The organism is Streptomyces sp. P1-3, assembly GCF_050613155.1.
In the GTDB taxonomy this organism is placed as follows: domain Bacteria; phylum Actinomycetota; class Actinomycetes; order Streptomycetales; family Streptomycetaceae; genus Streptomyces.
The window spans coordinates 5,389,965-5,404,190 of the sequence record NZ_CP192512.1 but is presented as its reverse complement, the minus strand read 5'-3'; the positions used below and the strand labels follow the sequence as shown (position 1 = coordinate 5,404,190).

Below are 14,226 nucleotides of genomic sequence, written 5' to 3'. Positions count from 1 at the left end.
GGCACCATGAGCTACCAGCAGCCGCCGCCGCAGCCCGGCCCCTACGGGGGACAGCCGGGGCCGTACGGCGCGGGCCAGCAGCCACAGGTGCCGAATCCTTACGCCCAGCAGCCGGGTTACGGCTACCCCTCGCAGCAGACGGGGTACGGCCACCCGCAGCAGGGCAACCCCTACGCTCAGCCCGGTCCCTACGGACAGCCCGGCGGCTACGGGCAGCCCCAGCAGCCCGGCCCCGGCTTCCCCGGCCCCTACGGACAGCAGCCCCCGCCCCGCCCCGGCAAGGGCAGGAAGATCGGCATAGCCATCGGCGCGGTGGCCGCGGTGGCGGCGGCGGTCACCACCCTCGTACTGGTCATGGGCGGCGGGGACAGCCGGTACAAGCTGACCACGCCCAAGACGGTCGCCGAGAAGTACGAGCGGCAGGGCGAGGGCACCGACGACAAGGATCTGTCCGACTCCGGCAAGGGCCAGTTGCAGAAGGTGCCCGTCGTCAAGGACGCGCATCTGGTGACGGCCGACTACCAGACGTCGGGCAAGGAGATGATGAAACTCACCGGGGTCTGGGGCGAAGTCACCGACCCGCGGCGGGGGGCGGATCTGGCACTCGCCGTCCTCATCAAGTCGCTGGAGGACGGGGGCAACGCCGAGTCCCAGGGCACCGCCGAGGAGTTCACTCCGGGGAACTTCGACGGCGATGTGCTGAAGTGCCAGAGCATGAAGTTCACCACGCCGCAGGGATCCGCGGACGCGCCCATCTGCGTCTGGGGCGATGAGGACACCCTCGGTGTCCTCGTGATGGCGGACCCGGCCGCAGCGGTGCTGGGCTCCGGGATGTCCCTTCCGGATGCGGCGGAACTCACGGCCAAGGTCCGCAACGACGCCCGCGTCGAGATCGACCAGTAGCAGCCGGCACAAAGAACAGAGAACGAGGACTGAGATGAGCTACAACCAGCCGGGCCCCTACGGTCAGCCGCAGCAGCCCAATCCCTACGGCCAGGGCGGCGCGGCCGGCCAGCCGGGGTACGGCTACCCGCCGCCGCAGCCGAATCCGTACGCCCAGCCGCAGCAGCCCCCGCAGCAGCAGCCGGGCTACGGCTTCCCGCAGCAGCCGGGCCAGCCGGACCCGTACGGCCAGCAGCCGGGCCAGCCCGGTCCCTACGGCCAGCCGATGCCGCCGGTGCCGGTGCCGCCGAACGGCGGCAACAAGAACAAGACGATAGCCCTCGTGGTCGGCTCCCTGGTCGTCATAGGCGCGATCATCGGCGGCGTGCTGCTGTTCACCGGCGGCGACGATGACGGCAAGAAGGGCGCCAAGGGCAAGAAGAACGGCCCGAAGGTCACCGTGCCCGGCGCGAGCGGCGGCAACAGCGGGGCGCCCAGCCAGTCGCCCACGCCCGACAACCAGAAGTACAAGGTGACGACCCCACTCACCCTGGCCGGGACCTGGAACCGTGATGGCGCTCCCAAGCAGACCGGCGGGGGAACGCTTCCGGGCATGACCGAATCGCACCCGGTGGGCGCGGACTACGAGGGCTCCGGCAGCGATTCCGGCGCGAAGCTCAGGTTCACCGGCTCGTACGGGGAGGTGTCGTCCCCCGAGACCACCGTAGACGCGGTGTTCTCCGAGGAGGCCAGGCGGATGCAGCAGCAGTCCGCGACCGGGAAGGTCAAGTTCAAGCCCGTGGGCTCCCCCGAGAAGGTCACCCCCGACGGGTTCGACGGCACGCTGATGAAGTGCCAGATCTTCAAGGTCGAGGCGGGCTCCAGCGCCGGTCAGATCCCGATCTGCGTCTGGGGTGACTCCACCACGGCGGGTGAGGTGACGATCTTCGCTGCGACTCCAGAGAAGAGCAACGCCCTGACGATCGAGAGCGTCGCCGCGCTGACCACCAAGATCCGCCAAGAGGCCCGCGTACCCGCCTCGTAACGGCACCGAGCAGCGCAGGCAGCCCAGCCACCCGACCCCGGCGACCCGAGAGGGACCCATGAGCTACAACCAGCCGCCGCCTCAGCCCGGTCCGTACGGGGGCGGTCAGCCCAACCCGTACGGCGGAGCGCAGCAGCCTCCGGCGGACACCCCCAACCCGTATGCGCAGCAGCCGGGTTACGGCTATCCGCAGCAGTCGCCGCCGCAGCCGGGCTACGGGTACCCGCAGCAGCCGACTCAGCCGGGCTACGGATACCCGCAAGCGCAGCCCGGTGGCTACGCGCAGCCGGGCCAGCCCGGTCAGCCGCCGGTCCCGCCGGCGGCACCGGGGGGCCGGAAGGACCGCACCAAGGTGATCGCGATCGCGTCCGCCGGTGTGGTGGTCGTCGGCGCGATCGTCGTCGGCGCGGTCTTCCTGACCGGCGGGGGCGAGGAGGACGTGAAGGCGATGAAGCTGGTCACGCCCAAGGAGCTGGACAAGGGCACCTACAAGCTGGACAAGGGCACCGAGGACCTCAAGAAGGACGGCAAGAGCGTTCAGGACGGCCTGCCGGAGGGTGCCACCTCGGTTCTGGCCAGCTACAAGCAGGCGGACGACGAGAACTCCGGTCTGTCGTTCTCCGGCGTGTACGGGGAGTTCAGCGACCCGAAGAAGGTCCAGGACGAGATGTTCAAGGCCTACGCGGGCGCCGACAAGAACACGAAGGTCGAGAAGCAGCGGAAGTCCTACCAGCCCAACGGCTCTGACGGCCCGTCACTGGAGTGCGAGGTCGTCAAGATGTTCGACCAGTACTACGCGCCGCTGTGCTCGTGGGCGGAGAAGTCCGACGCCGCGATGGTGCTGGACCTGAACGCGGACCACATCGACGTGAGCGACGTCGATGTGGACGCCTTTGCCAAGGTGGTCGCCGGCATCTACAAGGACACCCGCAAGCCCGCGTAAAGCGCGGTGCTTCCGCCACTCACGGAGCGTTCCCACACGGAAGGGGGCGCCCGGCCTGCCGCCGGGCGCCCCCTTCCGTGTGTCAGCGGCGTGTCACGCGCTCTTCTCGTGCCGCTCCCCCGGCTCGCCACCGCGCGTGCGGGGCACCAGCGTCGGGTTGACGTTGGAGTGGACGACGTCGGCGGTGATGACGACGCGGGCGACGTCCTTGCGGGACGGCACCTCGTACATCACCGACATCAGGACCTCTTCCATAATGGCGCGCAGGCCGCGGGCTCCGGTGCCGCGCAGGATCGCCTGGTCGGCGATGGCCTCCAGGGCCGGGCGGTCGAAGTCCAGCTCCACGCCGTCGAGTTCGAACAGCCGCTGGTACTGCTTGACCAGTGCGTTCCGCGGCTCGACCAGGATCTGGAGGAGGGCCTCGCGGTCGAGGTTGTGCACGGAGGTGATGACGGGCAGTCGGCCGATGAACTCCGGGATCATCCCGAACTTCACCAGGTCCTCCGGCATGACCTCCTGGAACTGGTCGCTGGCCTCGATCTCGCGCTTGGAGCGGATGGTGGCGCCGAAGCCGATTCCCTTGGCGCCGGCCCGCGACTCGATGATCTTCTCCAGACCGGCGAACGCGCCGCCCACGATGAACAGCACGTTCGTGGTGTCGATCTGGATGAACTCCTGGTGCGGGTGCTTGCGGCCGCCCTGCGGCGGAACGGAGGCGGTGGTGCCCTCCAGGATCTTCAGCAGCGCCTGCTGGACGCCCTCGCCCGAGACGTCACGGGTGATCGACGGGTTCTCACTCTTACGGGCGACCTTGTCGATCTCGTCGATGTAGATGATGCCGGTCTCGGCCTTCTTGACGTCGTAGTCGGCGGCCTGGATCAGCTTGAGGAGGATGTTCTCCACGTCCTCGCCCACGTATCCCGCCTCGGTGAGGGCGGTGGCGTCGGCGATGGCGAAGGGGACGTTGAGCATCCGGGCGAGGGTCTGGGCGAGCAGGGTCTTGCCGGAGCCGGTGGGACCGAGCAGCAGGATGTTGGACTTGGCCAGCTCGATGCCGTCGTCGCGGTTGTGGCCGCCGTTCTCGCCCGCCTGGACCCGCTTGTAGTGGTTGTAGACGGCCACGGAGAGAGCCTTCTTCGCAGCCTCCTGGCCGACCACATAGCCCTCGAGGAACTCGTAGATCTCGCGGGGCTTGGGCAGCTCCTCCCAACGCACCTCGGAGGTCTCGGCGAGCTCCTCCTCGATGATCTCGTTGCAGAGGTCGATGCACTCGTCGCAGATGTAGACACCGGGACCTGCGATGAGCTTCTTCACCTGCTTCTGACTCTTTCCGCAGAACGAGCACTTGAGCAGGTCGCCGCCGTCACCGATGCGTGCCACGAGGTGCTTCCCCTTCGCCTGGGATCCGCTTTGCTCCGCGGACCCGGGTGCTTGCGCTGCGCTTCACGGGGGCCAGGCCCCCAGCCCTATGACGGTACCCTGCCGGGCCCGGTGTGCGGGCCCCCCTTGGACCGACTCGGTCCAAGGGGGTACGTCAAAGGCGTGTCACCCCAGGCCCACAGAGGTCTTACGCGTCGACACGATCTGGTCGACCAGGCCGTACGCCAGGGACTCCTCGGCGGTGAGGATCTTGTCCCGCTCGATGTCGTCGCGGATCTTCTCGATCGGCGTGGTGGAGTGCTTGGCCAGCATCTCCTCCAGCTGCGAGCGCATCCGCAGGATCTCGTTGGCCGCGATCTCCAGGTCGGAGACCTGGCCGCGCCCGGTCTCGCTGTACGGCTGGTGGATCAGCACACGGGCGTTGGGCAGCGCCATCCGCTTACCGGGCGTACCGGCGGCGAGCAGCACGGCGGCGGCGGACGCCGCCTGCCCCATGCAGACCGTCTGGATGTCGGGCTTCACGAACTGCATCGTGTCGTAGATGGCGGTCAGCGCGGTGAACGAGCCGCCGGGCGAGTTGATGTAGATCGAGATGTCGCGGTCGGGGTCCATCGACTCCAGGCACAGCAGCTGCGCCATGACGTCGTTGGCGGAGGCGTCGTCGATCTGGACGCCGAGGAAGATCACACGCTCTTCGAAGAGCTTCGCGTACGGGTCGTACTCGCGGACGCCCTGGGAGGTGCGCTCCACGAAGCGCGGCACGACGTAGCGCGACTCGGCGGTGGGGCCGGTGTAGAGGCCGCCACCGGAGAGGGAGCCGGGGATGTTGTTCATGTGGGTGTTCACCGTCCTGGTCATGAGCAGTGGGCTGGAGGGCAGCTGTGCGGCGGGGCTCAGGCCCCGGTGCCGCCCCCGCCCGGAACGCCGGCGGCCGTGTGCATGACGTCGTCGATCAGGCCGTAATCCCTGGCCTCCTCGGCGGAGAACCAGCGGTCGCGGTCGGAGTCCTTGGTGATCTGCTCGACGGTCTGGCCGGTGTGGAGGGCGGTGAGCTCCGCCATCCGCTTCTTGGTGTGCAGCAGCCGCTCCGCGTGGATCTTGATGTCCGAGGCGGAGCCCGCCAGGCCCGCCGAGGGCTGGTGGATCAGGATCTCGGCGTTCGGCAGTGCGAAGCGCTTGCCCGGGGTGCCCGCGCTGAGCAGGAACTGGCCCATCGACGCGGCCAGGCCCATGCCGATGGTGATCACGTCGTTCTTGATGTACTGCATGGTGTCGTAGATCGCCATGCCGGCCGTGATCGAGCCACCGGGGCTGTTGATGTAGAGGTAGATGTCCTTGTCCGGGTCCGCGGCAAGGAGCAGCAGCTGCGCGGTGATCTTGTTGGCGATGTCGTCGTCGACCGGCTGACCGAGGAAGATGATCCGCTCGTTGAGAAGTCGGTTGTAGACCTGGTCGCCGAGGCCACCGAGGTTGGTCTCGCTGGCGGCGGAAGGCATCGGAATCGTCACGTGTCCACCTGCTCGTCTCTGACGGCGACGCGCCGTCTCAGCATCTTCGTCGGGTTCTACCGCGGGGCTTACGGGGACACCCTGCACTTACGGGGACTCCCCTGCCCTCGTATCTACGGACCCTAACGCGCTGGTGGGCGGGCGCCATCCCGCATCAGGAACTGTTCGCTCTGAGCGCAGGTTCACCACTGGGAGCGCCTCCACCGGAGGGCCGGGGCGGCCCCGGGACCGCGAACGGGCCCGAACGCGTGATGGCGTCCGGACCCGTTCGTACGAGCCACGGGGGCGTGCCCTGCCGGCGCGCCGGCAGGGCGGGGAGGGCTGGGGTCAGCTCTCGGACTTCTCCGCGGACTCCTGCTCGGTGCCCTCAGCGGCCTCGACGGTCTCCACGGCGGCCTCGACCTCGTCCTCCTCGTCCAGGTCGACGACCTCGCCGTTGCTGTCCTTGACGGTGGCAGCCTCGACGACGACCGCGAGAGCCTTGCCGCGGGCGACCTCGCCGACGAGCATCGGCACCTGGCCGCCCTCGACGACGGCCTGGGCGAACTGGTCGGGGCTCATGCCGGAGGACTGCGCGCGGCGCATGAGGTGCTCGGTGAGCTCCTCCTGGCTGACGGACAGCTTCTCCCTGTTGACGAGCTCGTCCAGGACGAACTGCGTCTTGATGCCCTTCTCGGCCTGCTGCTGGAGCTCGGCGTCGAACTCCTCGGCGGTCTTCTCCTGGATCTTCAGGTAGGCCTCCAGGGTCAGACCCATCTGGCCGAGCTGGTGGTGCTCCAGGTTGTGCTTGCGGGTGCGGACCTCCTCTTCGAGGAGCTTCTCGGGGAGGGGCACCTCGACCAGCTCCAGGAGGGCGTCGAGCACCTTCTCCTGCGCCTGGGTGGCCTGCTCGAACGCGCGGGACCGCTCCAGCCGCTTGCGGCTGTCGGCCTTCAGCTCGTCCAGGGTGTCGAACTCGCTCGCCAGCTGGGCGAAGTCGTCGTCCAGCTCCGGCAGCTCGCGCGCCTTGACCTCGGTGACGTCGACCTTGACCTCGGCCTCCTTGCCCTGGGCGGAGCCGCCCTTGAGCTCGGAGGTGAAGGTGGCGGTGCCGCCGGCCTCCAGGCCGGTGACGGCCTCGTCGATGCCCTCCAGCAGCTCGCCGGAGCCGATGGTGTAGTTGACGCCCTGGGCGACGCCGTCCTCCAGGACCTCGCCGTCGACCTTGGCCTCCAGGTCGACCGTCACGATGTCACCCTCGGCGGCGGCGCGCTCGACGGCGGAGGTGGTGGCGAAGCGCTCACGCAGCTGCTCGACCGACTTCTCGACGTCCTCGTCCGAGACCTCGACGGCGTCCACGGTGACCTCGATGCCGGAGTAGTCCGGGATCTCGACGGTCGGACGGATGTCGACCTCGGCGGTGAAGGTCAGGGACTCGTTGTCCTTGAGCTCGGTGATGTCGACCTCAGGCTGGCCGAGCGGGTTGAGCTCCCCCTCGTTGACAGCCTCGGTGTAGAACTTCGGGAGCGCGTCGTTGACGGCCTCCTCCAGCACGGCGCCGCGACCGAACCGCTGGTCGATGACGCGGGCCGGGATCTTGCCCTTACGGAAGCCCGGCACGGTGACCTGCTGGTTGATCTTCTTGTACGCCGCGTCGAGGCTGGGCTTGAGCTCCTCGAAGGGCACCTCGACAGTGAGCCGAACCCGAGTCGGGTTCAGGGTCTCCACGGCGCTCTTCACGGTTCGGTCTCCTTGGGGGCTGACGTCTCGGTCGGTGCTGCCGCTGAGGTCCAGCGGATCAGCAATCGCGCCCGGTAGAGAGACACAGACGCGCAGCTTGCATAGTAACCGGACGCGGGATGAGCCCCACAACGCGATCTTGCGGTGGTGATGGTCGGGGTGGCCGGATTCGAACCGACGACCTTCCGCTCCCAAAGCGGACGCGCTACCAAGCTGCGCCACACCCCGTCAGTGCGACACGTAGAGTACATGGCCGGAGGCACCCTGGCCGCCGCTTTTCCGCTGGCGGGCGGGGGTGTGCGGGAGACGGGTCAGACCCGCTACGATGCACTTCGTGCCGACGCGCCGCCTCTTCGGGGGCGGTCGATGGCGCGCGCGGGCGTAGCTCAATGGTAGAGCCCCAGTCTTCCAAACTGGCTACGCGGGTTCGATTCCCGTCGCCCGCTCCACTGCACCGGCTACGGCCCGGATCGCGGGATTCCTCCCCGGCCGGGCCGTTTCCTTTTCCCCGTCTTCCGCGCCGCCGCCGCAGGCCGTCGGAAGCGGCACGTCGTCAGAGGTCGATTTCGGTGATCTCGCGGGCGAGGTGGTCGAGTATGTCCTGGACTCCGGGAGCCATCTTCGAAGAGGCGAGCAGGAACCCGAAGAGTGCGGAGACGAGCGCCCCGCCCAGCCGGAGCGAGCCCCTCCGGATCAGCAGCCCGGCCCAGATCCCCACCAGCAGAACCAACGACACGGAAATGATCACGGCTCAATCACGCACCCTCGGTCGCCACACGTGTCACCACCCCCGGGAGGGACGCTGTCCCGCAACCCCCCACGCGGCATCCATCGTGCCATCAACCCGCACCCGAATTGGTCCCTGATCGTGAATCTCGGACGGAATTCTGAATTTATCGCGAGACCATCCCGCGATCATACAAAAGGCCATTGATTCGGACATTTCACCCTGGCCTCCCGTGGGGCATATGCCCCGTTTAAAGGGATGAGACCAGCGGAAACGGAGAAGCGGAACGAGGTTTTACGCAATACAGGTTTGAGCGCTATCGTGCCTCAGATGTTCCACGCTGCCCCCATCCCCGTAAGCGCAGTGCGGCGGTCCCAAGTCCTTGCCCCCGGTTCTTGGTGGGAGGGGCTGTGACGAACTCCCTGCATCCACACGGCTTCCAGCGGTCCCCCCTCCCGCCGGCCCAGGAACCCGCGCCGGAGAGCCGCACCGCACGCCACGACACCGCCAAGGACCGGCCCGCCCAGCCCGCCCCGCAGGGCGGACAGCGGCCGAAGCAGCGTGACGCGTTCTTCGACAACGCGAAGTACCTCGCGATCGTGCTGGTCGCGATGGGGCACTCCTGGGAACCGCTCACCGACCACAGCCGGACCGCCGAAGCGCTGTACATGACCGTGTACACCTTCCACATGCCGGCGTTCATCCTGATCTCCGGCTACTTCTCGCGCAGTTTCGACATGCGGCCGGACCGGCTGAAACGGCTGATCACCGGCGTCGCCGTGCCGTATGTGCTCTTCGAGACGGCGTACACGTTCTTCAAGCGGTGGGCGGACGACGATCCGACCTACGATTTCAGCCTGCTGGACCCCTGGTATCTCACCTGGTTCCTCGTCGCGCTGTTCGTATGGCGCATGACCACCCCGATCTGGAAGCTCGTACGCTGGCCCGTCCCGCTCTCCCTGGCCATCGCCACGCTCGCCGCGGTCTCCCCCGACATCGGTGACGACCTGGACCTCCAGCGGGTGCTCCAGTTCCTGCCGTTCTTCGTGATCGGCCTGCACATGAAGCCGGAGCACTTCCAGATGGTGCGGCGGCGCTCGGTGCGCATCCTGTCGGTGCCGGTCTTCGCGTGTGCCCTGCTGGTCGGGTATTGGGCGGGTCCGCGGATGAACTCCGCCTGGTTCTACCACCGCGACAGCGTCCAGGAGCTGGGCGCTCCCCCGTGGACCGGCCCGCTGATGACAGCGGCCCTCTTCAGCTGCTCGATGGTTCTCGTCGCCTGCTTCTTCGCCTGGGTGCCCCGGCGGCACATGTGGTTCACCGCGCTGGGCGCCGGAACGCTGTACGGCTACCTGCTGCACGGTTTCCTCGCCAAGGGCTCCCGCTTCTGGGGCTGGTTCGACGCGTACCCCTGGCTGCACGAGCCGCTCGGCGAGATCACGGTCACGGTCATCGCAGCTGTCGTGGTCACCGCCCTGTGCACGCCGCCCGTGCAGCGGGCGTTCCGCTGGTCGATGGAGCCGAAGATGGCCTGGGCGTTCCGCAAGGACCCGGCGGAGCAGGACCGCCGCCACCGCGCCGTCAGGGCATAGCAGGCGCTCCGCCCCGCCACGATGAGTGAGTCCCCCGGGATACCCGGGGGACTCACTCATGTATGGAGGCGGCTGTGCCGACGGCCACGGTGGCGGCGGGTCCGGGGCGACCACGGGTCCGGGGCGACCTCGGGGCGGCTGAAATCGGTCATTCCCAGCCGCGGCGGATCAGCTCCAGTCGCGGCCGATCAGGAGCAGTGCCCGGTCGTCGTTGACGTCCCTCGCGACCGCCTCGATCAGGTGCCAGGCCGCCCCGGAGAAGCCGGACGCCACGTACCGGTCGGCCTCGCCCGTCAGCCGGTCCATGCCCTCGCTGATATCGCGTTCGGAGGTCTCCACCAGCCCGTCGGTGAACAGCATCAGGACGTCGCCGGGCCGCAGGGTGCCCTTCACCGGGTCGAACTGCGCCCCGTCGTACACGCCCAGCAGCGGGCCGTCCGCCGCCTTCTCCTCCCACTTGCCGCTGCCCGCGTGCAGCTGGAGCGCGGGAAGATGCCCCGCCGACAGCAGCTCGTAGTCGCCGCTGTCCAGGTCGAGGACGAGATGGACGGAGGTGGCGAAGCCCTCGTCCCAGTCCTGGCGGAGCAGATAGCCGTTGGCCGCCGGGAGGAAGCCGTGCGGCGGCAGCGAGCCGAGCAGCCCGCCGAAGGCACCGGAGAGCAGCAGGGCGCGGGAGGCGGCGTCCATGCCCTTGCCGGAGACGTCGGTGAGGACGACCTCCAGGGTGCGCCCGCCGTTCGTACGGGCGGCGACGACGAAGTCCCCGGAGAAGGACTGGCCGCCGGCCGGACGCAGCGCCATCTCCCGGTGCCAGCCGCGCGGCAGCCGCGGCAGCTTGCTCTGGACTCTGATGCGTTCGCGCAGGTCGAAGAGCATCGTGCCGCCGCGCCGCCAGGGCACTCCGACCCGGCTGCGGAACTGCGCGATCAGCAGCCCGAAGAAGCCGACGGCGGCCACCACCAGGATGGTGCCGGGCGTGACCCGGTCCGGTCCGTCCGGGTACGGGCCAAGGACCGCGGACTCCACGATGAGCGCCGCGGCCGCCGCCGCGTACAGGGCCAGCAGGCTCGCGGGCCGCAGCAGCAGCCCGCCCGCCACGATCGGCAGGACGAGCGCGGCGGGCGCGCACCAGTCGGGCTGGGCGATGGTGCCCAGGGCGATGGCCGGTACGGCGAGCAGCAGGGTGGCCAGCGCCAGCCAGTCGGAGCCGTCGCCGCGGAAGTAGTCGACCCCGGCTTTGCGCAGGGCTGTGCGGACCCGGTGCAGTGCCTTGCGCACCCGGGCCGTCAGCGTGTCTGCTCCGCCGCCAGTCATTGCACCGGGACCCTACCCACCCGTTCGGACGCGCGTCGATTCGCGGCCCCTCGAACCCCCTTCAAGGGCTCGTAAACGGAAGCGAAATACGGTCGCTTGTCCTAGGGGCCGCTGGTAGGCATGGGCGTATGACGACTGAGCTGCGGCCGCTGCGCCCGGGCGACTGGGACGAGTGGTACGGGAATCTGGAGCTCGCGTTCGGAGGCGTGGCGGAGGCTCCCGAGGAGCGCGCGCTGTGGCGGGAGCTGACCGAGCCGGAGCGGTCGCTCGCCGCCTGGGACGGCAACCGGATGGTCGGGAGCGCGGGTGCGTTCTCGTTCCGGATCACGGTGCCGGGCGGGGCGCTGGTGCCGGCCGCCGGGGTGACCATGGTCGGGGTGCTGCCCACCCACCGGCGGCGCGGGGTGCTGCGCGCCATGATGCGGCGGCAGCTGGCGGAGGTCCGGGCACTCGGCGAGCCGCTCGCCGTGCTGACCGCCTCGGAGCCGGAGATCTACGGCCGCTTCGGCTACGGCATCGCGACACATGATCTCTTCGCCGAGATCGACACGGACCGGGTGCGGCTGGACACCCCCGAGGGCACCGACGCCGTCCGGCTGCGGATCGCCCGCCCCGCGGAGTCGGCGGAGGCGCTCGCGGCGTGTGAGGCGGTGTACGCGGCACGGGTCGCCTCCCGGCCCGGGATGCTGGCGCGCGCGCCCGGCTGGGAGCGGCTGGCGCCGCTGGACCCGCCGGCGGAGCGTGCGGGGGCCTCTCCGATGCAGTGCGTCCTCGCCGAGTCGGACGGCGGCGAGGTGCTGGGGTACGCGCGGTACGCCGTGCGCCCGGACTGGGACATGGCCGGGCCGAGGGGCACGGTCATCCTGCGCGACATGGAGGCGCTGGCCCCCGACGCGTACGCCGCGCTGTGGCGGTTCCTGTTCGAAATCGATCTGACCTCGACGGTCAAGGTGCGCAGTTGTCCGGTCGACGCCCCGTGGCAGCACATGGTCTCGGACATACGGCGCTGCCGGGTGCGGGTGCGCGACGCGCTGCACGTGCGGCTGGTCGAGGTCGGCGCGGCGCTTGAAGCGCGCACGTACGCCGCCCCGGTGGATCTCGTCCTCGATGTGCGGGACGCGTTCTGTCCCTGGAACGAGGGACGCTGGCGGCTGACGGGCGACGCCCAGAGGGCCACATGTGTCCGTACGGACGACGGCGCACCGGCGGATCTGCGGCTGGGCGTCCGGGACCTGGGCGCCGCCTACCTGGGTGGTGTCACGCTGACGGCGCTGGCGGGAGCCGGACGGGTGGCGGAGCTGCGGCCGGGCGCGCTGGCGCAGGCGTCGGCGGCGTTCCGCAGCGACGCGGCCCCGTGGCTGCCGCACGGCTTCTGATCACCCTTCGGCGCGCAGCTCCGCGCTCAGGGTGAGGCTGCCGGGTACGGCCGCACACGCCTCGCGCAGCCGGTCGGCGAGGTCGTCGCGGGTCGGGTGGCCCGGCGTGGCGGCCCAGCGCTCCAGCGCGCAGTGGAACGCGGCGACGAGCAGGTCGAGGGCGAGCCTCGGCCGGAGGTCCGCGGGGTCGGCGAGATCGAGCCGGCGGTGCAGCGTGGAGAGTGCGGCCCGCGTGGTGCGGTCGCAGAAGTGCAGTCCGTGCGCGTCCATCGACGGGGTCTCGGCGGCCAGTCGTCTACTGAGCCGCACCCGCTCCGCCCAGCCCTCGTCGGTCATCGCGCGGATCGCGGCGAGCAGCGCGTCCCGCAGCATGTCCGCGACGGGGCCGCCGCCCGGATCACGGGTCTCGAGGTCATCGAGGAAGGCCGCCCACATGTCCTGGGTGGGCGCCATCGCCACGTCTTCCTTGCTGGTGAAGGTGCGGAAGAAGGTGCGCTTGGACACTTCGACCGCGTCGCACAGCTGGTCGAGTGTCGTGCCGTCGAAGCCCTGCTCGGTGAAGAGCCGCAGGGCGGTGTCGATCAGCGCCTGGCGGGTGCGCAGCTTCTTGCGGACCCGCAGCGGCAGCCGCTGGTCCGAGCTGGAGGACGGGGACTGCGGGGGCACGGGGCTCATTCGCCGGAGTGTAGCGCGGGCGCACATGCCTCTTGTACGTTTATGCCACTCAGTGGCACTAGCCCCTGAGGAGCTTCATGCCGCGCTGAATGCGCACCACGAACCGCCGAAAGGGCCCTGACCCATGCGTGCTCTGCTTGTCGACCGTTCCGCTCCCGGCGGGCTGCGCCTCGGCGCCGCCCCCGACCCCGAGCCCACCGCTCACCAGGCGCTGATCCGCGTGACCGCGACGTCCCTGAACTACGGCGAGGTCAGGTTCGGGATCGCGGACGCCCCCCAGGGGACCGTGCTGGGCTGGGACGCGGCAGGGGTGGTGGAGCGGGCCGCCGCCGACGGCTCGGGGCCCGCCGTCGGTACCCCGGTGGTGACGCTGGGTGCCGACGGCGCCTGGGCCGAGCTCCGCGCCGTCGACACCGAGCTGATCGGCCGCGTCCCGGACGGCGCCGATCCCGGCGCGGTCAGCACGGTGCCGGTGGCGGGCGCGAGCGCGCTGCGCGCCCTGCACCGGCTCGGCCCGATCCTGGGCAGGCGGGTGCTGGTCACCGGGGCCACGGGTGGCGTCGGCCGGTACGCCGTCCAGCTCGCGCGGCTCGGCGGCGCCCACGTGATCGCTTCCACCGGGGCCCCGGAGGCACACGGTGACGGCTTGCGCGCACTGGGCGCGCACGAGGTCGTCAAGGGGCCGGAAGAGGTCGGCGCGCCGGTGGACGGCGTGCTCGACATGGTCGGCGGCGGGCAGCTGGTGGCGGCGTACGAAAGGCTCGCCGAGCGGGGCACGCTGGTGGCCGTGGGCCACGCCACGGGAGAGGGCGAGCACTTCCCGTACGGCACGTTCTTCGGCGATCAGGGCCGCCACGACCGCTCGGTCGCCACCTTCTTCCTGCTCGCCTGTACGGGGCTCGCACCGGACCTGACCTGGCTGGCGGAGCGGGTGGCCGCCGGTGAGCTGGATCCGCAGATCGCCTGGCGAGGCGGCTGGGACGCGGCGGCCGAGGCGGTGGATTCCCTGCTCGGGCGGCGCCTGCACGGCAAGGCGGTCCTGGACCTGGCCTGACGGATCCGGCC

13 protein-coding genes and 2 tRNA genes are annotated in these 14,226 nt (G+C 70.0%); 7 read left to right on the top strand and 8 right to left on the bottom strand.

The annotated features are described in order from the left end of the window. Positions 1-6: 6 nt before the first annotated feature. From ACQUSR_RS22865 to ACQUSR_RS22855, 3 genes are read left to right on the top strand one after another with little or no spacing between them, the layout of a single operon-like run. Positions 7-903 carry a hypothetical protein gene (locus ACQUSR_RS22865; protein ID WP_431044470.1) on the top strand — a complete coding sequence of 299 codons (897 nt, stop codon included), beginning with the start codon at positions 7-9 and terminating at the stop codon, positions 901-903. 34 nt (positions 904-937) lie between these two features. Then, positions 938-1,927 (top strand): hypothetical protein, encoded by a 990-nt coding sequence (locus ACQUSR_RS22860; RefSeq protein ID WP_431044469.1) that lies wholly within the window; start codon positions 938-940, stop codon positions 1,925-1,927. Positions 1,928-1,985: 58 nt separating this feature from the next. Next, complete coding sequence (locus ACQUSR_RS22855; RefSeq protein WP_431044468.1) at positions 1,986-2,870, top strand: hypothetical protein; 885 nt, start codon at positions 1,986-1,988, stop codon at positions 2,868-2,870. Positions 2,871-2,963: 93 nt separating this feature from the next. Here the strand turns inward: ACQUSR_RS22855 and clpX are convergent, their stop codons facing one another. The 5 genes from clpX to ACQUSR_RS22830 form a co-directional block, all read right to left on the bottom strand. Then, positions 2,964-4,250, bottom strand: coding sequence for an ATP-dependent Clp protease ATP-binding subunit ClpX (gene clpX / locus ACQUSR_RS22850; protein ID WP_431044467.1), 1,287 nt, complete (start codon positions 4,248-4,250; stop codon positions 2,964-2,966). Between the two features lie 165 nt (positions 4,251-4,415). Further along, complete coding sequence (locus ACQUSR_RS22845; protein WP_431047782.1) at positions 4,416-5,084, bottom strand: ATP-dependent Clp protease proteolytic subunit; 669 nt, start codon at positions 5,082-5,084, stop codon at positions 4,416-4,418. A 59-nt stretch (positions 5,085-5,143) separates the two neighbouring features. Then, positions 5,144-5,746: an ATP-dependent Clp protease proteolytic subunit gene (locus ACQUSR_RS22840; protein WP_431047780.1), complete on the bottom strand. Its 603-nt coding sequence runs from the start codon at positions 5,744-5,746 to the stop codon at positions 5,144-5,146. A 339-nt stretch (positions 5,747-6,085) separates the two neighbouring features. Next, positions 6,086-7,477 carry a trigger factor gene (gene tig / locus ACQUSR_RS22835; protein WP_431044466.1) on the bottom strand — a complete coding sequence of 464 codons (1,392 nt, stop codon included), beginning with the start codon at positions 7,475-7,477 and terminating at the stop codon, positions 6,086-6,088. A gap of 151 nt (positions 7,478-7,628) precedes the next feature. Further along, positions 7,629-7,705 (bottom strand) — tRNA-Pro (locus tag ACQUSR_RS22830). A gap of 147 nt (positions 7,706-7,852) precedes the next feature. On the opposite strand from ACQUSR_RS22830, the gene ACQUSR_RS22825 reads away from it, so the two are divergent. Beyond that, positions 7,853-7,926 (top strand) — tRNA-Gly (locus tag ACQUSR_RS22825). A 104-nt stretch (positions 7,927-8,030) separates the two neighbouring features. Here the strand turns inward: ACQUSR_RS22825 and ACQUSR_RS22820 are convergent. After that, entirely contained in the window at positions 8,031-8,213 is a 183-nt protein-coding gene (locus ACQUSR_RS22820) for a hypothetical protein (RefSeq protein WP_431044465.1), read from the bottom strand. Between the two features lie 401 nt (positions 8,214-8,614). Between ACQUSR_RS22820 and ACQUSR_RS22815 the strand changes: the two genes are divergently transcribed. After that, positions 8,615-9,796, top strand: coding sequence for an acyltransferase family protein (locus tag ACQUSR_RS22815; protein WP_431044464.1), 1,182 nt, complete (start codon positions 8,615-8,617; stop codon positions 9,794-9,796). A gap of 168 nt (positions 9,797-9,964) precedes the next feature. Here the strand turns inward: ACQUSR_RS22815 and ACQUSR_RS22810 are convergent, their stop codons facing one another. After that, complete coding sequence (locus ACQUSR_RS22810; protein WP_431044463.1) at positions 9,965-11,110, bottom strand: PP2C family protein-serine/threonine phosphatase; 1,146 nt, start codon at positions 11,108-11,110, stop codon at positions 9,965-9,967. Between the two features lie 128 nt (positions 11,111-11,238). Between ACQUSR_RS22810 and ACQUSR_RS22805 the strand changes: the two genes are divergently transcribed. Beyond that, positions 11,239-12,486: a GNAT family N-acetyltransferase gene (locus tag ACQUSR_RS22805; RefSeq protein ID WP_431044462.1), complete on the top strand. Its 1,248-nt coding sequence runs from the start codon at positions 11,239-11,241 to the stop codon at positions 12,484-12,486. Here the strand turns inward: ACQUSR_RS22805 and ACQUSR_RS22800 are convergent, their stop codons facing one another. Beyond that, complete coding sequence (locus tag ACQUSR_RS22800; RefSeq protein WP_431044461.1) at positions 12,487-13,161, bottom strand: TetR family transcriptional regulator; 675 nt, start codon at positions 13,159-13,161, stop codon at positions 12,487-12,489. It lies immediately after the preceding gene. Positions 13,162-13,285: 124 nt separating this feature from the next. On the opposite strand from ACQUSR_RS22800, the gene ACQUSR_RS22795 reads away from it, so the two are divergent. Further along, complete coding sequence (locus ACQUSR_RS22795) at positions 13,286-14,215, top strand: zinc-binding dehydrogenase (RefSeq protein WP_431044460.1); 930 nt, start codon at positions 13,286-13,288, stop codon at positions 14,213-14,215. Positions 14,216-14,226: the final 11 nt, after the last annotated feature.